The following is a 20679-nucleotide window of genomic DNA, read 5'->3' on the forward strand; positions in this document are numbered from 1 at the left end:
CGTCCCCGCCGACCACAGGTCCAGGACATCTCTTTACCGGTATTCCCTGGCCAGGAACTTGATGACGGTCTGGACGAAGTCGTCCGGACCGTCCACCCACGGGCTGTGCGCGGCACCCGCCTGGACGATGTGCTCACCGCGCGGGAAGATCCCAGCCACCTCGGCGGCGGAGTCCGGACGCGGGGAACCGTCCAGCTCACCGGAGACGACCAGGACGGGCACATCCAGTTCAGCCAATACGGCGCGGGCGGCGTCCGCGCCGTCGAAGGCACTCGGGGCCAGGTAGGCGTTCGCCGCCTCCTCCTCGAACCACTCCTCACACGCGGCGGCGTGCGCCTGCGCGGTGGCATCCCAACGCCCGTAGGACAGGCGGTCGAGCAGCACGAAGTCCGCGTTGCTCGCCTCTCCGGACACGGCCCGCTCGAAGGCCGGCTGGACCTCCTCGTACCAGGGTTCCTCCCGGCGTAGCTCCAGCGCCTCGCGACGCCGCTCGACGGGGAAGTCGATCCCGGCAGTCCGCGCCCGCGCGCAGACCAGGATGAGCGAGCGCACCCGCTCCGGGTAGCGGGCCGCGTAGGCCAGCACGAGGTCACCAGCGGCCGAGTGGCCGAGAAGGTCCAATTGCTGCAGTCCAAGGGCGACGCGCAACGCCTCGATGTCATCGGCCTGCCGGTCCACCCGGGAGCCCGCGAGGTCTGCGGGCTTGGCCGAGTCTCCCGTGCCGCGCAGGTCCAGGAGCACCAGCTCCCGGTGCGCGGTCAGCCCACCGAGGTCTCCGAAGTAGGCGGAGCGCATCATCGGCCCGCCGGGGATGCAGACGAGCGGTTGGTCACCCCCCGAGCCTTTTCGGTGGTAGGCGAGGCGGGTCCCGTCGGGCACGTTGAAGGTCAGCATGAGCGGGATGCTTGCAGGTGGCGCGATAACCCGCCAGGGAATAAGCGACCTGGTGCACCAATCCTGCGAGCCCTTCGAAGGGCCTACCGCTTCTGAACAGAAGAACTTGACTGGGAACACCACTCGGTCGCGTAGTTGACCAGCCCGGCACCGGACAGCGCGGCGATGAGGATGGCCCGGTTCACCCTGGCCCGGTCGCCGATGCCGGGTGCTTCGGTGTAGCAGGCGCCGCCCGACTCCTCGGGTCGGCGTTCATCCGCGTACCCATGTCCAGCTCGTCGCCCCCGTCACCGACGAGCGTGACGTCGACGGCGGCTCCGGCGGAGTGCGGCGCGATCTCCGGGGGCGAGACATAACGGCTGGCCGCCTCGCGTATCCGGGCGGCTCGCCAGTCGGGATGCGCGTGGGCCAGCCCCTCGGAGTACTCCTGGAAATACCTTCTCTGCAGGGCCGGCGGCCGGTACCCCTCCACGAACAGCAGGCGGGTCCCGGCAGGGAGCAGCGACTCGGCGTGCAGCAGCCGAGTGAGAACCCCTTGCCGCACATGGGCGAAGGCCCCGGCCGCGTCGTGCTTGCGCGGGTCGGTCAGGATGCCGTGCGTACGGATGTCGACCAGGTCCTCGCCGCACTTGCGGAGCGCGATCGCGGCCACCCTCGGGTCGGACATCAACACGATGCTGCTCACTCGTTCTCCCCGTCTCGGGTGCCGAAGGAAGCGACCGTACGCGACAGCGGGAACCGCGCATCGTCGCGGGTACCCCGCGGGGCCGGGTGGCCGGCGTGTCACGAGGCGTCCTCCGGGACGGGCCGGGGCGGGCGGCGGGTCGCGGGCACCGGCGTGCCGGGCGCGGTGAGTCCGTACGGGGCGGCCTGGACGGTGAACATGCCCCGGTACAGCCCGCACTGAAGGAACATCAGTTCCTGGTGGGTTCCCTCTTCGGCCACCAGGCCCTGGTCGAGGACGTAGATGCGGTCCGCCTTCGCGGTCGCCGCCGGGCGGTGCGTGACCCACCGCCCGGTCCTCCCCGGCGAGCGACCACAGCCCCTCGAACGCGGCGATCTCCGCGTGCGGATCGAGCGCGGAGGCCTGCTCGTCGACGAGCAGGAACGGCGCGTCCCGGTACAGGCTTCGCGCGATGCCCAGCTTCTGCCACCGCCCGCCCGAGGGCTGGACGCCGCGTTCGTAGCCCTTGAACACGATCGAGTCCCAGCCGTGCGGCAGTGGTTCCAGATGGAAGTGAACAATGGCGCCGGATCTTGAACACGGACTGAACAGTCCCTGGGCATGCATCACTGCGCGGTCCCGGTCGGGAACGCGCAGTCGCCCGGGGCAGCGGCGGCGCCGCTCAGGAGGGGCGGCAGCCAATGGTTGATGTAGCGGTAGCCGATCACCGGTTTGGGGCTTTTGTGCTGGTCGGTGGTGGCGAGCTTGTTGTCCATCGCCCGGCGGTGGTCGAAGGTCCGGTGTCCGCCGCCGACGGAAATGTTGCCGAGTTTCTTGATGTCGACAGGGATGGATCCGCCTGGCCGGGCCGTTCGTAGCGGCGGGCGGGCTTCTCCGGTCGGTCCAGCCAGGCCAGGCGGTTGAGACCGTGACGGGCAGGGACCGGGTACACGGTTCAGGTTGCCAGGCCCGGAATCGGGCCGATGCGCACGGGCCGCAGCTTCCACGTCTGCTGTAGCCGACTGACGCGGGCCTCCTTCTGCGGTGCTGCGCGGGGTCGTGTGCGGTCGGCTGGAGCGGTCGCGCAGACCCGCTTCGCCCTTCGCCCGCCACCGGCGCAACCATGGGTGAGCGGTGGGGGCGCGAGATTCCCGTCTCCGCGGCCACGTGAGCGACCCGGACGCCCGCAGCGGACACGATTGACCAGCAAGCCGCCTGCCGAAAGACAGTGACGGGGGAACGCCGTGCCGGGTGGGTGCCGACGACGACCTGGATGTCATGTAGCGGTCGGGGAGGTGCCGGGGACGGCCGGTCCACGGCGGTCGGAGCAGGAACTCGGTTGCTCGCCTTCGAATGTGGTGGATGCAATTGGTCGGCATGGTGACTGAGGCGGCCGGAGCGCCGGGAGCGGCGGCGTGGACACCGCCGGGCGCGACGGCCATGGCCCGCAGATTGTTGCCACACGTCATGGTCCGCTGACCAGTACGGCTGAAGGGGTTGGACTATCCGTTGTGTGCTTCGAGCTCGGTCGCCAGCGTCTGTTGGGTGGCCGCCCACGACGCCAGGAGCGCTAGATTGTCAGCGGTCGGTGTGCCCGCAGGCGCGGTGTAGACGTTGAGGTGCAGGCCGGGTTCGGTGGGCAATTCCAGGGTCTCGGTGTCCAAGTCGAGCCGGCCCACGATCGGATGGCGCACACGCTTGCGGCCGGACCGGTGCAGCCGCACGTCCTGAGATGCCCACCGCTGCCGAAATAGCTCACTGCACGTTGACAGTTCGCCGACTAGGGCGATCAGCTCCTCGTCGTGCGGATTGCGGCCGGCTTCCATGCGTAGCTTCGCGGCCACGTCACCGGCAATTCGGTCGTAGTCGACAAAGAAATCTCTGGCCGCCGCGGGGCTCAGATAGACGAACCGCGCTGCGTTCGCGGGCCGTCGCGGGTCGGCCAGCACCGGTGAATACAGCGCGCGAGCGAGTTGATTCATGGCGAGCACGTCATGACGGCCGCTACTGATCCAGGCCGGCGCATCGGAGATCGCGTCGAGCACCTGCTGCAGCGTCGAGCGCACCGTCATGGCAGTCCTACGCCGGCGTGGGCCGCGGGGCACCTTGGACTGGCGCGCGAGGTGGAACAGGTGGTCGCGCTCGGCCTCGTCGAGTTGCAAGGCAGAGGCCAACGCGTCGAGCACGCCATCGGAGGCACCGGCGAGGCTGCCGCGCTCCATGCGCACGTAGTAGTCGACCGATACCCCCGCCAGTAGCGCTACCTCCTCGCGGCGCAGGCCTTTGACTCGACGGTTGCCGCCGTAAGCGGGCAGGCCCGCCTGCTCGGGTGCGATGCGGGCGCGACGCGATCTGAGAAACTCCCGGATCTCGGTGCGTAGATCCACCATGGTCATCCCCTCACCGTACATCCGTTCCGCAGTCACACCGTTGGGATACCCGTTGCGGTCGTCGCGATGCCGCCGTCCACCGGGATGATGGCGCCCGTGAGGTAGGACCCAGCCCGGCTGGCGAGAAACACGGCGATACCCGCCATGTCGTCGTCGCGGCCGAGCCGGCGCAGAGGGGCAGCCGCCGTGATCGCGTCGCCCATGGCATCGAGGGAGGATGCCACCATCTGTGACGGGAACACTCCCGGTGCTACCGCGTTCACCGTGACGTGCTGTGGGCCCAGCTCCCTGGCAAGCACCCTGGTGAGTTGATGGAGTGCCGCCTTGCTGCTGGCGTACGAGTAGTTGGGCGCCGGGGCGACGTGGATGGCGGCGATACTGCCGAGGTTGATGATCCGCGCGGGATCATCGGCGGTGCCCGCCCTGCGAAGTGCGGGGAGCAGCGCCTGCACGAGCCAGAACGGCGACTTGAGGTTGAGGTCGATCACTGCGTCCCAGCCCTCGTCCGGGAACGTCGCCAGCGGCTCGCGCCACATCGCTCCCGCGTTGTTGACAAGGATGTCCAGGCATTCCGAGTCGACCTTGACAAGATCAGCGAGGCGCTGACACTCGTCGCGCCTGGACAGGTCGGCGGGAATTGCTCGAACGTCGCCGAATTCGGACAATAGATGCTGTGCCTCCGCGCACGCGTCTGCCTTCCGTGAGCTGATAACGACGCGGGCGCCCGCCTGGAGAAGGCCGCGCGCTATCATCATCCCAATGCCCCTGGTGCCGCCAGTGACAAGGGCGTACTTCCCACTCAGATCGAAAAGTTCTGTGTGAGTGGTGAATTGGTTGTCCGCCATTGGTCTCCGTCCCTTCTGTCGCGGAAGAATGCGCCGACACGGTCGCACATTCGGGGCAGCTGAATTGAACTGATGAGGGTAAAGCCGCAGTGCGTGTCCATGGAGTGTTGTCGGCGCTTTCGACTCGACCAGGTTGACAGGCGTTTTGGACGTCTGGGAGACCCTGGTGATACGGGTACTGTGAGAGCCCCCCTTGCCTGGTGCGCTGACGAGCTTCGGCGGGAGCACGAAAGGGTGCTGGTTAACCGCCAGGTAGGTGTGCTCCGGGTCGCGGCTGATGTGGTCCTCGGTGAGCTCGACAATGCGGGTCGGAGGAAGGGCGTAAAGACGGACGAGAGCAGCCGCCACGCGGACGTCCAAGGGCAACGCGGTGTCGTTGGAGCAACGCAACAGCTCGCTTCGGGCCTCGTCCTCCGCTTGAAAGTGGCCGGGGAGTTGCGAGGCTGGGTGCTCGATGCTCAGACCGGGCGGGCAGAGGCGTCGTGCGGTGCTCCAGCGAAGGAAGGGGATGGAACGGGAACGCAGTGTTGGCCTGTCGGTCGCCCAGGTGTCCTGATGTGGCTGCTGGAGTCGACGGAGGCTCAGGTGCTGAGAGTCGAGCCACTTCAGGAAGTCGATGGCGGCGAGCACGTTGCCGCAGTCGCCTTTGTGTGCGGCGTAGGTGTAACGGCCCCGGGCTGAGCGTCGGCGGGCGTCGCGGATGATGTGCCACTCGGCAAACGGACGAACGAGATGGGCATGCCGCGCTGGAAGTTCGGCCACGGTCCGCGCGACCCAGTTGGTGAGCAGGGCGAGATTCTCATCGCGTGGCAGCAGGATGCCAGCGGTGACGAGCAACCCGCGCACGTAGGCGGTGGCAGCCCGTTGGGGCAGCGTGTCGAGGGATACTTTGTTGGTGCTGGCTCGTTGAGTTGGTGTGCCAAGGCCCGGACAGGTGAAGGTTGTTGAGGGTGATCGGTTTTCGGATCGCATCGCCCTGGGAGTTCTCACGCGTGCGTTTCCGCCGGGGCTGGTGGATGAGGTGGTGGCGGAGTGCGGACGTACCGAGGAACGCAGGCGTCTGCTCCCGGCTCGGGTGGTGATGTATTTCGTGCTGGCGATGTGCCTGTTCTCGGGGCAGGGATACGAGGAGGTCGGACGTCTCCTCACCCAGGGGCTGGAACGGGAACGCCGCTGGTCGAAGACGTGGCGGGTGCCTACCAGCGGGGCGATCGGACGGGCCCGGCTGCGGCTGGGGGCGGAGCCGTTGAAGGCGTTGTTCGCCCGGGTCTGCCGACCTGTGGCCCTCCCGGCGACGCCGGGAGCCTGGTATCGGGGGCTGCGGCTGGTATCGGCAGACCCAGTTCGGCCGTGATCTCGGCGACGGTGTTCTGCGACACCTGCCAGCCTTCCTCCCACACATCGAGCGTGATCCTCGGCGAGCCGTACGTCCGGCCGGAGCAGTCGAAGAAGTAACGGATCCGCTCGGCCAGCTCTGTGCGTCTGATCTCGCGCTTTTAGTGCTCAAAGCCGTGGTGGCGTTCAGCGCCACGTGGCCCCTACACCCTTGTCCCGCAAGGGCGCTCGGTGCTGGGTGGTCGGCCGAGACGCGATGGCGCCCGCGCCCGGCGAGTCATCGGGGACATCGGGGCATGGGGACATCGGGAGGACGGCTTCGTGAGCCAGCCGCAGGGCGGCGCCGCCGCCCATCTGGCCAGGTCCCTCGGCCGACCCGGGCACACAGATGGGGGGCGGCCCGCTCCCAGGCCACCCCCCCCCATTTCCGGTCCGGCGTCGTCACCCCGTCATGAGCCGCCGGAGCGCGGGGTCAGCCGTACGACCGTGCCCTCGCCGTTGGCCGAGAGGAGCAGGGCGCCGTCCGGCGTGACGGCGAGGCCCGCGAACATGCGGGGGACGCCGGGCATGCCCTCGACGTGCAGGGCGGGTTCGGTACGACGGGTCACCCCGGGCGGCGGCCCCACCGCCAGACCGGTGGCGTCGATCCGGGTCTCTCCCGTGGTGAGGGAGACGGCCCGCAGCCGCCGGTGCGCCGTTTCCACCGTGAACAGTTCGGCGCCCAGCACCGCCAGCCCCTGGGGTGCGCCGAGGCCGTCCGCGACGGTCACCGTCCGGCCGTCCTCGATCCGGAGCACCGCGCCGAGCCGGTCGTCACTGACGTAGCAGCGCCCCTCGGCGTCGAGGGCGACGTCCACCGGGTGTTCGAGCCCTTCCGCCAGTACGGTGACGGTGTCCGCCCCGTCGATGGCCAGGACCCGGCCGGCCCCCGCCTCGGCGACGACGAGGGTGCCGTCCGCCCCGGCGGCGATGCCCAGCGGCTGGTCCAGCCCGGTGGCCCGTACCCGGGTCGTCCCGCGCTCCGGATCGTGGGTCTGCACCTGCCCGTACTGCGAGGTGAGGTGCAGGAGCCCCCGGTCGGCGGTGACACCGTGGCAGAAGAGCAGCAGACCGTGCGTGGTCACGCCGCCCGGCCGCTCGTCGCCCGGGCCCCCGGCGGGTTCATCGTCGCCGGAGGTCTCCGGGCTCGCGAGACGGTAGTGGTCGGCCGCGTACACCGTGCCGCCGAGGTCGACGGTCACCCCGAACGGGCCGTCGAGACCCCCGCGTACGATCTCCCGGGTCCGGCCGTCGGGGTGCATCTCCGTGACTCCGCCGCTGGCGAAGCTGGAGACGAACATCCGGTTCTCCGCGTCGAACGCCGCGTTGTCCAGCCCGACGACACCGCTGGTGACGATCGAGCGGGCGCCGGTCCCGTGCGGGTCGAGACGGGTCACGATGCCGGCCGCGCCGCGCGAGAGGACGTGCAGGGTGCCGCCCCGGTCGAAGCGGACGGCGACCGGTTCGTGCACGTTCTCCGCGACGACCTCCGGCGCGCCGCCGTCGACCGGGACACGCCACACCTGGTCGGTCATCATGTGCGGGTAGTACAGACAGCCGTCCGGGCCGATCTGCATCGCGTTGCCGAGGGCCAGCCCCTCGGCCAGCACCACCGGGTCCCGGCCGTCCGGGAACAGCTCCAGGAGGCGGCCGTTCATCTTCATCTCGTTGACGAACAGCCGGTCGCCGACGCAGGTGATGCCGTTGGGCACCTTCACCTCCTCGGAGACGAGGCTGTACGCGCCCTCGGGGGTACGGCGCCACACCCGGCCGGGCACCAGGTCGGCGATGTACATCGACCCGTCCGCCCCGAAGGCCAGATCGTCCGGGGACTGGACGGGGCCGTCCATCGGCACCACCACCTCCACCTCCCCGGTGGCGGTGTCGACGGCGCTGATCTGACCGGCCAGGAACTGGGCCGCGTACAGCCGTCCGTCGGGTCCGAAGGAGATCCCGTTCGAACCCCACAGCGGATTGGGCAGGTTGAGCCTGCGGGCATCCCACCGGCTGCTCGTGGCCGCCTCACGACGGCCGCTCCGGTCGTACCGATGGGGCCGCGCGGTCTCCGTCCCGCCCCTCTCTCCCACCCCGCCGCTCACTTGGCACCGACAACGACATCGCTCATGCCGCCGTCCTCGCGCCAGCGCTTGAGCAGCGCGTGGAAGGCGACGGGCCCCTCGCCGTACGACTCGCTCCGCTCCCTGGGCCTGCCCTCGTTGTTGTAGTAGCCAGGGGTGCACTCGGCCTGGAACGCGTACAGGTCGGGCGCGTGTGCCCGGATCGTGGCCACCCAGTCCGCCTCGGCCCGCTCGGTCGGCTCCACGTAGCGGGCGTCACGCCTGCGGGCCTCCGCGACGACCTCGGCCACATGGACCGCCTGTTCGTCGAGGATGTGCACATAGTTGACGGCGCTGGCGTTCTGGAGCGGGCCGAGCTGGTAGAAGTTCGGGAAGCCGTGGCTGTAGAAGCCGTGGAGCGTCCTGGGGCCGTTCCGCCAGGACTCGGTCAGGGCCACGCCGCCCCGGCCGTACACCGGGAGCTTGCCGGACAGCGCCCCCGAGACGCCGACCTCGAAACCGGTGGCGAAGATGACGCAGTCGACCTCGTACTCCGTCCCGCCGACCACGACGGAGCTCTCCGTGATCCGCTCGACGCCATGGCTGTCGGCCGTGTCGACGAGGGTCACATTGGGCCGGTTGAACGTCTGGAGGTACGTGTCGCTGAACGTGGGCCGCTTGCACATGTAGCGGTACCAGGGCTTGAGCTTCTCGGCCGTCGCCGGGTCCTCGACGACCGCGTCCACCCGGGCCCGGATCTCGTTCATCTTCTGGAAGTCGGCGATCTCGTAGAGGCGTTCACGCTCCTTCGCCGGGACCTCGTCGTAGGCACTGGTGGGGATGAGCTTCTGCTGGAGCCGGGCGCTGCTGGTCCAGCCGTCGGACACCAGGTCCTCGTCCACCCGGCCGCCGGTGACGAGCGCGAGGAAGTTGTCCCTGCGCCGCCGCTGCCACCCGGGAGTCAGCGACCCTGCCAGCTCCGGATCCGTCGGGCGGTTGTTCCGTACGTCGACGGAGGACGGTGTGCGCTGGAACACGTACAGGTGCTCGGCGGCGGCGCCGAGGTGGGACACGCACTGGATGGCGGTCGCGCCGGTGCCGATGACCGCCACGCGCTTGTCCGCGAGCTTGTGCAGGTTCCCGTCCGCGTCACCGCCGGTGTAGGCGTAGTCCCAGCGGCTGGTGTGGAACGTGTGCCCCTTGAAGGTCTCGATCCCGGGGATGCCGGGGAGTTTCGCCTGGCTGAGGGTGCCGCTGGAGATCACCACATGGCGGGCCCGTATGCGGTCCTCGCGGTCCGTGCCGACGATCCACTCCAACGCTGCGTCGTCCCAGCGCAGTTCGGTCACCTGGGTCTGGAAACAGGCGTCGCGGTAGAGGTCGAAGTGGTGTCCGATCGCCCGCGCGTGCTGCCGGATCTCCTCTCCCGGGGCGTACTTCCACTTCGGGAGGTAGCCGACCTCTTCGAGCAGGGGCAGATAGACGTACGACTCGATGTCGCAGTGGATGCCCGGATACCGGTTCCAGTACCACGTACCGCCGAAGTCCCCGGCCTTCTCGACCACCCGGATCGACTCGACGCCGGCCTGGCGCAGACGGGCTCCGGCGAGCAGACCGCCGAAACCTCCGCCGATGACCAGCACATCGACCCGGTCGGTCAGCGGCGCGCGCTCGACCGTCCGCTCCGTGTAGGGGTCGTCGGCGTAGTAGCCGAACTCGCCGTCGACACGCCGGTACTGGCCGCTGCCCTCGGGGCGGATCCTGCGGTCGCGTTCGGCGCGGTAGCGGGCGCGCAGGGCGTCCGGCTCGAAGTCCGCCTCCGGCCGGTCCTCGGGGGCGGGGTCGGGCGAGGTGCCGGACGGGATGTGGGGGGTGGACATACGATCTGCTTCCTCTCCGGGGAAATGAAGAACGTTCCGCCGCACCGGGTCGGCACGGCGCGGCCGTTCACGCCTCGACGGCGGCGGCCTTGCGCGACTCGGGGGCGGAGGGGGCCGAGGGGGCCTTGTCCGGGTCGCCGGTGAGCCGGCGGACGGCCGGGATGACGGCCGCGATCGCGGCGGAGACCAGGGCGACGCCGCAGCCGATCAGCAGGGCCGTGCGGAAGCCGCTCTCCGAGGTGAGGGTGTGACCGCCGGCGCCGATCGTCATCTGCGAGAGGACCAGGCCGATCACGGCGGCGCCGACCGAGGTGCCGAGCGAGCGCATGAGGGTGTTGAAGCTGTTCGCGGCGGCGGTCTCCGAGAGCGGTACGGAGCTCATGATGAGGGCCGGCATGGAGCCGTAGGCCAGGCCCACACCGCTGTTGATCACCATGATGGCCACCATGATCCCCCACGCGGACCCCATGAGCAGGAGGGAAAGACCGTACCCCGCGGCGATGACCAGGACGCCGCTGACCAGGGTGACCTTCGGTCCGCAGGCGTTGGTCAGCTTGCCGCCGAGCGGGGAGACGACCATCATCACCAGGCCACCGGGCGCCATCCAGAGACCGGACGCGAGGATCGACTGGCCCAGGCCGTAACCGGTGGCCTCCGGGAACTGGAGCAGTTGCGGCATCACCAGCATGCTGGCGTACATCGCGCAGCCGACGAAGACCGAGGCGACGTTGGTGAGCAGTACCCGCGGCCGGGCCGTGGTGCGCAGGTCGACCAGCGGGTCGGTGGTACGCACCTCCCACCAGCCCCAGGCGACCAGGAGTACGACCGCGGCGGCGAACAGGCCGAGCGTGGTCCCCGAACCCCAGCCCCAGTCGGCGCCCTTGGAGATGGCGAGCAGCAGACAGACGAGGCCGGCGCCGAGGCCGAGCGCGCCGGGCGCGTCGAAACGCTGCCCCTTGGCGGCGGCCGGCACGCCCGGGATCAGGAACCAGATCAGTACGGCGATCGCGGCGGCCAGCACGGCGGCGCCCCAGAAGAGCACCCGCCAGTTCGCGTACTGGGCGACCGCGGCGGCGATCGGCAGGCCGAGACCGCCGCCGATCCCCATCGAGGCGCTCACCAGCGCGATGGACGAGCTGAGCTTCTCCGTCGGCACGACATCGCGCAGCAGGGCGATGCCCAGCGGCACCATGCCCATGCCCATGCCCTGGAGACCGCGCCCGATGATCATTGGGACGACGGACGACGAGAGCGCGCACACCACCGAGCCCACGATCAGCGGCACCGAGCACGCGAGGAGCATGCGGCGCTTGCCGAGCAGGTCGCCCAGACGGCCGACGACCGGCACGCACACGGCGGCCACGAGCAGGGTGGTGGTGATCACCCAGGTGGCGTTCGACGCCGTGGTGTGCAGGATCCGCGGCAGTTCCGCGATGAGCGGGGTGACCAGCGTCTGCATGATCGCCGCCGTGGTACCGGCGAGCGCCAGTGTGGCGACCACGCCGCCCGAGCGGGATACGGGCTGTGGGGCGTCCATCAGGGGACTCCTCTGACTGTGCAACTGATGAAGGTGCGACGGGCGAGCACGGGAGAGACAAGCTTTTGCATCATACATATGATGTGCATTCAGCATATCGTGTGCACGGTGCATGGAGTGCGGGACGCTGGAGCACGGCCGGCCGCGGGCGGTGCGACAATGACCCGGCAGAAAGGCAGGAGGCGACATACGCATGGTCGGGGCCACGCACGAGATCGAGTACGAGCAGATGCTGCTCAGCCGCCACACGTTCCTGAACCAGAGAGGCGGACGACGCCAAGGCGCCGTACTGGAGCGCAGCGCCTACATCCTGCTCAGCCGGATCCGTATGCAGGGGCCGATGTCCATCGGTGAACTCAGCGACGCCTTCGGGCTCGACGCCTCCACCCTGAACCGGCAGACGGCCGCGACCATGCGCACCGGGCTGGTGGAGCGCATCCCGGATCCCGACGGCGGCATGGCCCGCAAGTTCCGCATCACGCCGGAGGGCGCGCGCGTACTCGACGAGGAGCGGGAAGGCATCGTCAGCTCCCTGGCCCAGGTCATGGCGGACTGGCCGGAGGAGGACATCGCCGCCTTCGCCGCCTACCTCAAACGCTTCAACACCGACATCGAACGCCTCGCCGGCCGGCCCTGGCCCCGCCCCTGACGGCACTGGACCGGCGCGATTCAGCGAGTACGCCCGGGTGCTTTCCCCGCAGAGCCGGCTGATCACCTTCGGCCGGCTTTCCAGCCTCAACCCCGGCTGTTTCCGCCAGTTCGACCTGGACGCCGTCGTGCAGTCCGGGGACTACGAGTGCGGAGTCGCGCACCATGTCAACAGCCTCGCGGAATCCGGTCCCGAAATCGCCCCTGTGGCCGGATTACCCGGCGTCGCGGTACGGCACGGCGAGAACTGGCTCGAACCCGGCGGCCACGGCGACCGGCTCGCTCCCGAGGAGTGGACCCTGCCCGATGTCGACGAAATTCCCTACCAGGACTACGACCGCTTCTACGCCAAGGAGGAGCATAAATTCTGCGGCATACCCTTCCGGCGTGAACTCGTCGTACCGGCGGCCCGGGGATGCCCGGTCGGCTGCGAGTTCTGCGAAGTCCCGGAGATCTTCGGTCTCCGCGAACGGCGTATGAGCGTCGACGCTGTCATCGATTACGTCCGGGACAGTTACGCCCGCCACCCCTTCGAATACGTCGCCTTCTACGCGCCCACCTTCACGCTCGACCGGCGCTGGGTCCGTGAACTGTGCGAGCGGTTCATCGAGGGCCCGGTCTCCCGCGGTGGATCGCCGACGGCAACTACGCGGGCAGCGCCGAACCGCGCGCCCGCCCCGCCGACCACATCGCGGCCGGACACACCCGGCTGCCCGACCTGGCCGAGGCGGCCGGCGCCGCCCCCCAGGCCCTCGCCCGGCTGCTGCGCTTCCTCACCTGCCGGGACATCTTCACCGAGCCGGAACCCGGCAGGTACGCGCTCACCGAACTGGCCGGGGAACTCCTCTCCGGCCACCCGGCCAATCCGCGGCAGTGGCTGGACGCCGACGAGGTGGCCGGCCGGCTCGACACCACCTTCCCGTACCTGGTGGACGAGGTCCGCTCCGGAACCCCCGTCCACGAGAAGGTCCACGGCGCCCCGTTCTGGGCGGACCCGGGCGCGTCCCCCGCCAGGACCGAGTCCTTCGCCCGGCTGATGGCCCGGGTCTCCCAGTCCACCCGGGGTATCGGCACCGGGTACGACTGGTCGGGCGTCCGGCATGTGGTCCCGCCGAGGACCTGGCCGAGACCCGCCGGCTGACCTCGCACCATCTGCGCATGATGGCCCTGCTGGGCGGCCGGAAGCGCTCGGTGGCGGAGTACGCCCGGCTCGCCGGACGGGCCGGGCTCACCCTGAACGCGTTTTACCGGCTGCCGGGAGGCGCCACCGTGATGGAACCGCTCCGGCCCGATCCCTTCACCCGTACAGGTCTCCTAGGTCTTCTCCGGGGTGACGCGGACGGCCGTGCCCCCGAGCCGGGGCGTGGCCGTCCGCGTCAATCCCGCCACCAGCGCCGCAGCACCTGCTCGGCGGGTTTGCCGTGCGGGGTGTAGGCCAGCCGCCGTTCCGTCTCGCCGCTGTCCGGCCAGTCGTCCCACATCCACCAGCACACCCCGGCCCACCACGGCTCGTCGTCGAACGCCGTCAGCAGGGCCTCGTAGGCCGCCGCCTGCTCGTCGTTGTCGGCGCGCTCGCTGACGGTCCAGGAGTACGGCTCCGCGGCGGCCCCGTGCTGGCTGACATAACCGGCCTCGGTGAAAAGGATCTTCCTGTCCTGCCGTGCGGCGAACGCGGCGAGTTCGGTGACCACGGGGCGCCAGCCCTTCGCCAGCCGGGCGGGATCGGCCGTGGCGGACTTCGCCAGCGGCCAGTAGGCGTCGATGCCGATCAGGTCCAGGGAGGTCCAGAACCGGATGGCGGCGTACTCGTCGTAGTTGGCCGCATAGGTCAGTGTGCCGTCATAGGTCTCGCGCACCGCGGCGATCACGGCGCGCCAGCGCCGCCGCTCGCCGGAGGTGCCCGCCAGCTCCGTACCGACCGCGAACTGCTCCACGTCCAACTCGGCGGCCAGCCGCGCGTAATGGGTGATGAAGCGTTCGTACGCGGTGAACCAGGCGTCCTTGTCGGCGGGCCGGATACCCGCCCGGTCCTCGCCGTTCACCAGGTCCACATGCGGCTTGAGCATCACCTTCAGCCCGGCGGCGTGCGCCAGGCCGACGATCCGCCGCACTCCGGCGTCGTCCGCCGTCTCCTCGGTGGGGCGCATCGCGGCCCGGCCGGTTCCGTCCTGGTACCAGGTAGGGGTGAACACCACCCACCGGGCCCCGGTGCCGGCGATCTGCCGCAGATAGGCCGGGGCCTCGGGCCGGCCGTAGTCGCCGGTGTCCCAGGCGGGCAGTGTGATGCCCCGTATCCGCTGCCCGGGAGAGTCCCCGCCCGCCGAGCAACCCGTCAGTACGGCGACGGCGGCGGTCGCCGTCGCCGCCAGGGTCGCGGTCGTCCGCCTCAGTGCTCTCATCGGAACACGCCTTCCTCGGGCAGGGCCCGGACAGCCGTGCCGCTCCCGGCCCGCTCGGTGCGGGCCGGGAACGGCACGGGGTGTGAACGGTGCTACGTGGTACGTGGGGCAGGAGCGGCCCCGGTCAGATCAGGCTCTCCGGGCTGACGAAGGTGTAGCCCAGCGCCAGAATGCCCTCGACGGTCTCCCGTAGCGGCTCCACCGGCTGGTACGGGTGGTAGTAGAAGCTGGCGAAGCCGTCCCGCACGGCGAGATTGGCCTTGGCGTTCTTGACCAGGTCGGCCGCGAGCCGGGGCGGGTTGTTGTTGTGGGCGTCCGGCTCGTAGCTGCCCAGGTTCTCCGGGAGCACCTTCGAGCCGTAGACATCGGTGACGGGGTACGGGAAGAACTGCCCGAGGTAACGGCTGGAATCGGACGGCTGGCCGGACAGCGTGCCCGCGAAGTACAGCGGACGCTCCATCCTCGCCTCGAAGTTCTGCGCGAACACCCGGTAGTCGGTGGCCGAGGCCGCGTAGTGCGGGGTGACCCACAGCCTGGGCCGCGGGAGCCCGACCCGCGCGAACTCGGCGAGTGCGGCGGTGACCCGGCCCTGCGCCCACTCCGCGGAGTCCTCCGTCGCGGGACCGTCGTAGATCACCGTGTCGGTGGCGTCCACATGGGCCCGGAAGAACTCGAAGTCGTCGGCGCTCAGCCCGTTGTACGGGTTGTCCGCGTTGCCGTACTGATGCGTGTAGCCGTGATCCATCAGCACCGCGCCGTTGGCCAGCATGTACTTGAGGGTGTTCACCAGCGCCGGACGCTGGGAGAGCCGGACCGTACGCGTCACACCGTTGTTCTGTACGCCCTTGGGGTCGCTGTACACCGGAATGACATTGATGCCGTACGGGATGTTCTTCGACTTCAGGTAGTCGGCGATCGCCCGCATGCTGGTGGCGTCCGACAGCGGAGTGATGTCCTCCAGACGCACCATCGCGCGGTGCTGCTCAGCCGTCTGGGGCGCCAGCGCGTCGAACAGCATGTCCTGGAAGGCGAGAACGCGGTCCGTCTCGGAGACATAGGTGAAGGGGATCTCACCGACGTACGTCAGATTGCCCGAACGGATCGCCCACGGGGAGGACTTCGTCGTACCCCCGGCCGTGTCCACCGCCTGCGCCACCTCGGTCACCTGCGGATCGCCCGCGGCGGCCGTGATGTGAGGGTGCAGCACCCCGGCGTCCTGGCCCACCGGGATCTTCCGCGTGAGCTGCTGGCCCTTGTAGTCGACCCGGCTGATCTCGCCGACGCTGCCGTCCGTCTCGTAGAAGGAGGACGTCGGGTCCCAGCCGTACCGGTACTGGAACTCCTGGAGGCTGATGGAGTTCGCCATGTTCCAGATGTTCTCGCCGATCCAGATCACCGGCCGCTCGGACAGCAGCGTGTCGAGGTAGAAGTCCTCCGGCACGGCGTCCGGGATCTCCTCGCCGTAGTACGTGGAGCCGATGTACACGGTGGCGTCGAACGCCTCCATCAGCTGCGGGGTGTACTCCTGGACCGGCTTGGCGGTCACAGTGCCGAAGTGGCCGCCGAGGTTCGCCACGCCCATCGCGTACAACTCACCGAGGTGCCCGAACGGGCCCGCGGTGTCGTACAGGACCAGTGTCTTCGCCTCGCCGGGCTCGGCGGCGCGCGGTGCGGTGCGGGCCTGCCGGCCGGTGGCCGACGCCAGGCGCTTCGGCAGCTTCGCTGTCCGGTTCTCGGCGGTGGGACGCGCGCTCTTGGCGGCCCTCCGCTCCGCGTCGGCGGCCCGCTGCGCCGCCGCCCAGCCCTTCAGTTCGCCGGCGCGCACACCGGTGGACGAACCGTGTGACGCCGACCGGTCGGCGTCCCCACGGCCGTCCCGGTCGGCCGCGGTCGCCGGTGCCAGCAGGCCGCCGCCGACCAAGGCGGCGATCGCGAGAGCGAGCACGGCCAGCCAGGCCGACCGTGCTCTTCTCCAGGGTTCACTCATGCTTTGTACCCCCCTCGATTTGGACCCCGCATTACGTGGAACAAGGAGCTGAGGCATCGGCGGATCATGGCCGACAATCGATGCGATGATCCTGTCCGGCCCGTCGTGCAATTCCACAGGCGGGATTAATGAGCTCGACAGGCCGGTGATTCTTCTGACCATTCCGGCCGACTGTCAATGGGGCCTCTGGGGAGAAAATCCAGACATGTGATTTCCGCCGACGAGTCCTCCCCCGGGGGTGCTGCCGGGGTGATGCGTCTGGTACTTTCCGTAAGCGCGCAGAGGCGGTTCCGTTGGGGAGCGCCCGCCACTCCTGCGCCCAGTTGAATGTGGGGGACCGATGTATGGTAGGTCAGTTCTGGGCTCAGCCCTGCCCTTGGTGGGCCTGGCGGCCGCACCCGAGGCGATGCCTGGAATTCCGCTGGCCAGGGCTTTGCAGGCGGCCGCTGGGGCGGGTTTCCTGTTGTACTGCCTGATTGTTTTCGGCCTGTTGGTGGCTCGTTTGCGTTTACGCGCCGGGCTTCCCGCGGCTGATCGCGGTGTTCCGGTGGCACGCGACCGGACAGCGGTGGACCGGTCGTGATCGGGGAGGTCCTGATATGGGCCAGCATCGCCCTCATCGCGATGGCGGGCACGTACAACTTCGCGCTCTTCCTGCTTTCCCGCCGTCAGGTGCCGTACCGCCCCGACTCCGGTGAGCAGCGCTTCTACGTCTTTCTGCTCGCCTGTCTCAACGAGGAGATGGTGCTGGCGGAAAGCCTCGCGCGAATAACCGCACTGCCCGACGGGAACTGCGTCGCCCTGGTCATCGACGACGCCTCCGACGACCGGACACCCGAGATAGCACGCGCCGCGGACCCGGAACGCGTCTGGCTCCACCAGCGCCGGCTGCCGAACGCCCGGCTCGGCAAGGGCGCGGCGCTCAACGACGGGGTACGTCTGCTGCGCGCCTCGGGCCTCCTCGGCGACCGGGACCCGGGCGATGTCATCGTCTGCGTGGTCGATGCGGACGGCCGACTGGACCAGCATGTCATCGACGCGGTCGACCCGTTCTTCAACGACCCGATGACCGGGGCCACCCAGATCGGCGTACGGATGTACAACCGGCGGGAGGGCCTGCTCGCCCGGCTCCAGGACATGGAGTTCGTCGTGTACGGCGACATCTTCCAGAGCGCCCGCCGCTTCATCGGCAGTGTCGGGATGGGCGGCAACGGACAGTTCATGCGGCTGTCCGCGCTCGACACACTGGGCGAGGCCCCGTGGAGCGACAGCCTCACCGAGGACCTGGACCTCGGTGTGCGGCTGATCGCCCGCGGCTGGACCAACCAGCACTGCACCACGGCGGCCGTCTCCCAGCAGGCCGTACTGAACCTGCGGCGGCTGATCCGCCAGCGCTCCCGCTGGTTCCAGGGACACCTCCAGTCGGCCAACCTGGTGCCGCTGATCCTGCGTGAGGTGCCCGGCCGGGCGGCGATGGACCTGATCTACCACCTGTCCAGCCCGGTGCTGATCCTGCTCACCTCGCTGCTGCCGCTCTCCTTCCTGGTCGCCGTGTTCGGTACGGTCGCGGGGTCCCTCATGACCGGCCACGCGCAGGTCTCCACGATGTGGTTCCTCGGCCCGTATCTGCTGTCGTTCACCGCGGCCTGGATCTACGGCTTCGTGTACCGGCGGCGCGAGCGGTCGCTCGGCGCGCTCCACGCGGCGCTGCTCGGACATGTCTTCGTGATCTACGGCTACATATGGTTCGCGTCCGGCTGGTGGGGGCTGTGGCGGACCGTCACCGGCAAACGGACCTGGCTCAAGACCGCCCGCAGCTGAACCGCGTGCCGCACCGCGCCTGACCGAGCACCGTACGCCCGTGCCACCAGCGCCTCCCGTGCCACCAGCGACACCAGTGTGCCTCTCGTACCACCGCCGCCTCTCGTGCCACCAGAAACACGAGTAACACCGCTGTGCCTCTTGTCCCGTTCGTGCTCCTTCCGCTCGCCCAGCCAAGGGAGACCCATGTCCAGATCAGGCAGGCCCCTGTCCTCCTCCGCGGCCGTCACGGCGGCGACGGCCGTCACCGCCTCCACGGCTGCCACGACCGCCACCGCTGCCACCACCGCCCCGGACATCGGACCCGGCACGCCCGGGACCGTACGCACCATGCTCGTCCTCGGCACCCGGCCGGAAGCGATCAAACTGGCCCCGGTGATCCGGGCCATGGCCGCCTCCACCCTCTTCGAGCCGATGGTGGTGACCACCGGTCAGCACCGCGAGATGCTCCAGCAGATGCTCGGCCTGCTCGGGGTCGGGGTGAAGACCGACCTGGCGGTGATGCGTGAGAGGCAGCGGCTCTCGGAGCTGACCGCCCGGCTCGTGGACGGGCTCGCCACCGTGATCAGGACCGAGCGCCCCGAACTGGTGGTGGTCCAGGGCGACACCACCACGGCGCTGTGCGGCGCGCTGGCCGCCTTCTACGAGCGCACCCCCGTGGCCCATGTCGAGGCGGGCCTGCGCACCGGGGTGCTCGACAACCCGTTCCCCGAGGAGCTGAACCGCCGGCTGATCGGACGGATGGCCCGCTGGCACTTCGCCCCCACCACCCGGTCCGCCGGCCACCTGCGGGCCGAGGGCGTCCCCGACGAGCAGGTGATGACCACGGGCAACACCGTGGTCGACAATCTGCTGTGGGTGCTGGCGGAAGGCGCGGGGCGCAGCGCGTTCCGCACCGACGACCGGCGGGTGCTCCTGACCCTGCACCGCCGGGAGAACCAGGGGGACCGGATGCGCGCGATGGGCGCCGCGCTGCGCCGCCTGGCCGACCGGGGCGATGTGGAGATCGTCCTGCCGCTGCACCGCAGCCCGGCGGTGCGCGAGGCCCTCTTACCCGCGCTGGCCGGCCATCCGGGGGTGCGGGTGGTCGATCCGCTCGACTATCTGGACTTCGCCGCCACCCTGGCCGCCTGCGACCTGGTCCTGACCGATTCCGGCGGGCTCCAGGAGGAGGCCCCGAGCCTGGGCAAGCCGACCCTGGTGCTGCGGACCACCACCGAACGCCCGGAGGCGGTGGAGGTGGGGGCCGCCCGGCTGGTGGGCACCGATCCGGACGCGATCCTCGCCGCCGCGGGCCGTCTGCTCGACGACCCGGAGGAGTACCGGCGGATGGCGGGGGCGGGCAACCCGTTCGGCGACGGCCGGGCGGCCGACCGTATCGTCGCCCGCCTCACCGAGGACTTCGGCGGCGGTACGGCGCCGGGGCGCTCCGCCCTGGCCGGCACGTACGATCCGGCGGCATGAGGACCGTGCGGTGGAGCGACCGGAGTCCGGGCAACCGGCAGTGGCGTGACTGGCGTTGGGCCGGAGGCCTGGTACTGGCCTTCGCCGTCCTGGCGACCGGCGGGGTGGTGCTGGCGGGCCTGTGGGACGAGGAGCGGCGCGCCCCCTCCGTCGAGTCCTGGCAGGACGGCACGGTGCACGGCCCCTGGCGCTCGGTGTTCCATGGTTACGGGGGCAACAGCGGCGGGGTGGACGAACTCACGCTCACCCCGCGCGCGGCCCGTGAGCGCGACCGTACCCACGCCTGCCTGGTGGTCTCCACCGCACGGTACGAGCGACTGGACTACCGGGCGCGGATGCGTACCGTCGAGCAACTGCGCACACCGGAACCCAACCCCTGGGAAGTGGCCTGGCTGGTCTGGGCCTACACCGACCCGGAGCACTTCTACTATCTGGCGCTCAAGCCCAACGGCTGGGAGCTGGGCAAACGGGACCCCGAATACCGGGGCGGGCAGCGGTTCCTGGCCACCGGTACGCCGCCGTTCCCCGTCGGCGACTGGTCGGACATCCGGGTGCGGCAGCGCGGCCCGCGGATGACGGTGCTGGTGGACGGACGTGAGGTGGTCGCGTTCACCGACACCGAACGCGCTTACACGGAGGGGAGTGTGGGCGGCTACACCGAGGACGCGCGGGTGGAGTTCCGGGACATCACGATCGCCGAACCGGAGGGATGACCGCCC

The 20679-nt window shown here is 69.9% G+C and carries 17 protein-coding genes and 3 pseudogenes; 6 read left to right on the forward strand and 14 right to left on the reverse strand.

The genetic code is table 11. The annotated features are described in order from the left end of the window. Positions 1-33: 33 nt before the first annotated feature. From ACIQ7D_RS04670 to ACIQ7D_RS04700, 7 genes and pseudogenes are all read right to left on the reverse strand, one after another. The gene (locus ACIQ7D_RS04670; protein ID WP_403933507.1) at positions 34-894 is read right to left on the reverse strand and encodes an alpha/beta fold hydrolase; all 861 of its coding nucleotides are present in this window, start codon (positions 892-894) and stop codon (positions 34-36) included. A gap of 119 nt (positions 895-1013) precedes the next feature. Further along, positions 1014-1561 (reverse strand): annotated as a pseudogene (locus ACIQ7D_RS04675) (M15 family metallopeptidase); the annotation flags it as partial. 116 nt (positions 1562-1677) lie between these two features. Next, positions 1678-1839 (reverse strand): hypothetical protein, encoded by a 162-nt coding sequence (locus tag ACIQ7D_RS04680; protein WP_403933509.1) that lies wholly within the window; start codon positions 1837-1839, stop codon positions 1678-1680. Positions 1840-2184: 345 nt separating this feature from the next. Beyond that, positions 2185-2334: a hypothetical protein gene (locus ACIQ7D_RS04685; protein ID WP_403933829.1), complete on the reverse strand. Its 150-nt coding sequence runs from the start codon at positions 2332-2334 to the stop codon at positions 2185-2187. Between the two features lie 21 nt (positions 2335-2355). Beyond that, positions 2356-2768: pseudogene (locus ACIQ7D_RS04690) on the reverse strand (leucine zipper domain-containing protein); the annotation flags it as partial. 292 nt (positions 2769-3060) lie between these two features. Then, positions 3061-3954 (reverse strand): helix-turn-helix transcriptional regulator, encoded by an 894-nt coding sequence (locus tag ACIQ7D_RS04695; RefSeq protein WP_403933511.1) that lies wholly within the window; start codon positions 3952-3954, stop codon positions 3061-3063. Between the two features lie 26 nt (positions 3955-3980). Further along, a complete protein-coding gene (locus tag ACIQ7D_RS04700; RefSeq protein WP_403933822.1) occupies positions 3981-4793 on the reverse strand; it encodes an SDR family oxidoreductase in 813 nt (270 codons plus the stop codon). Between the two features lie 934 nt (positions 4794-5727). Between ACIQ7D_RS04700 and ACIQ7D_RS04705 the strand changes: the two genes are divergently transcribed. Then, positions 5728-6147, forward strand: a complete 420-nt coding sequence (locus tag ACIQ7D_RS04705; protein ID WP_403933513.1) for a transposase domain-containing protein — start codon at positions 5728-5730, stop codon at positions 6145-6147. 40 nt (positions 6148-6187) lie between these two features. Here the strand turns inward: ACIQ7D_RS04705 and ACIQ7D_RS04710 are convergent. From ACIQ7D_RS04710 to ACIQ7D_RS04725, 4 genes and pseudogenes are all read right to left on the reverse strand, one after another. Further along, positions 6188-6280: pseudogene (locus ACIQ7D_RS04710) on the reverse strand (hypothetical protein); the annotation flags it as partial. Positions 6281-6577: 297 nt separating this feature from the next. Continuing rightward, positions 6578-8254, reverse strand: coding sequence for an SMP-30/gluconolactonase/LRE family protein (locus ACIQ7D_RS04715; protein WP_403933514.1), 1677 nt, complete (start codon positions 8252-8254; stop codon positions 6578-6580). Positions 8255-8262: 8 nt separating this feature from the next. Then, entirely contained in the window at positions 8263-10104 is a 1842-nt protein-coding gene (locus ACIQ7D_RS04720) for a flavin-containing monooxygenase (protein ID WP_403933516.1), read from the reverse strand. Positions 10105-10171: 67 nt separating this feature from the next. Next, on the reverse strand, positions 10172-11641 hold the full coding sequence (locus ACIQ7D_RS04725) for an MFS transporter (protein ID WP_403933518.1): 1470 nt from the start codon (positions 11639-11641) through the stop codon (positions 10172-10174). Between the two features lie 193 nt (positions 11642-11834). On the opposite strand from ACIQ7D_RS04725, the gene ACIQ7D_RS04730 reads away from it, so the two are divergent. Continuing rightward, the gene (locus ACIQ7D_RS04730) at positions 11835-12290 is read left to right on the forward strand and encodes a MarR family winged helix-turn-helix transcriptional regulator (protein ID WP_403933520.1); all 456 of its coding nucleotides are present in this window, start codon (positions 11835-11837) and stop codon (positions 12288-12290) included. A 214-nt stretch (positions 12291-12504) separates the two neighbouring features. Here the strand turns inward: ACIQ7D_RS04730 and ACIQ7D_RS04735 are convergent, their stop codons facing one another. Continuing rightward, a complete protein-coding gene (locus tag ACIQ7D_RS04735; protein ID WP_403933521.1) occupies positions 12505-12816 on the reverse strand; it encodes a hypothetical protein in 312 nt (103 codons plus the stop codon). Positions 12817-12881: 65 nt separating this feature from the next. Between ACIQ7D_RS04735 and ACIQ7D_RS04740 the strand changes: the two genes are divergently transcribed. Next, the gene (locus ACIQ7D_RS04740) at positions 12882-13430 is read left to right on the forward strand and encodes a hypothetical protein (RefSeq protein WP_403933523.1); all 549 of its coding nucleotides are present in this window, start codon (positions 12882-12884) and stop codon (positions 13428-13430) included. A gap of 235 nt (positions 13431-13665) precedes the next feature. Here the strand turns inward: ACIQ7D_RS04740 and ACIQ7D_RS04745 are convergent, their stop codons facing one another. Together ACIQ7D_RS04745 and ACIQ7D_RS04750 are read right to left on the reverse strand one after the other, a co-directional pair. After that, positions 13666-14688 carry a glycoside hydrolase family 113 gene (locus ACIQ7D_RS04745; protein WP_403933525.1) on the reverse strand — a complete coding sequence of 341 codons (1023 nt, stop codon included), beginning with the start codon at positions 14686-14688 and terminating at the stop codon, positions 13666-13668. Between the two features lie 124 nt (positions 14689-14812). Next, a complete protein-coding gene (locus tag ACIQ7D_RS04750) occupies positions 14813-16675 on the reverse strand; it encodes a DUF2334 domain-containing protein (protein WP_403933527.1) in 1863 nt (620 codons plus the stop codon). 579 nt (positions 16676-17254) lie between these two features. On the opposite strand from ACIQ7D_RS04750, the gene ACIQ7D_RS04755 reads away from it, so the two are divergent. The 3 genes from ACIQ7D_RS04755 (at position 17255) to ACIQ7D_RS04765 (ending at position 20673) form a co-directional block, all read left to right on the forward strand. Then, a complete protein-coding gene (locus ACIQ7D_RS04755; protein ID WP_403933528.1) occupies positions 17255-18496 on the forward strand; it encodes a glycosyltransferase family 2 protein in 1242 nt (413 codons plus the stop codon). A 186-nt stretch (positions 18497-18682) separates the two neighbouring features. Next, positions 18683-19960 (forward strand): non-hydrolyzing UDP-N-acetylglucosamine 2-epimerase, encoded by a 1278-nt coding sequence (gene wecB / locus ACIQ7D_RS04760; RefSeq protein ID WP_403933530.1) that lies wholly within the window; start codon positions 18683-18685, stop codon positions 19958-19960. Beyond that, the gene (locus tag ACIQ7D_RS04765) at positions 19957-20673 is read left to right on the forward strand and encodes a family 16 glycoside hydrolase (protein ID WP_403933531.1); all 717 of its coding nucleotides are present in this window, start codon (positions 19957-19959) and stop codon (positions 20671-20673) included. The genes wecB and ACIQ7D_RS04765 overlap by 4 nt, the downstream gene beginning before the upstream one ends. Positions 20674-20679 lie beyond the last annotated feature (6 nt).

Origin of the sequence: Streptomyces sp. NPDC096310 (genome assembly GCF_044763125.1) — a bacterium.
GTDB lineage: Bacteria > Actinomycetota > Actinomycetes > Streptomycetales > Streptomycetaceae > Streptomyces.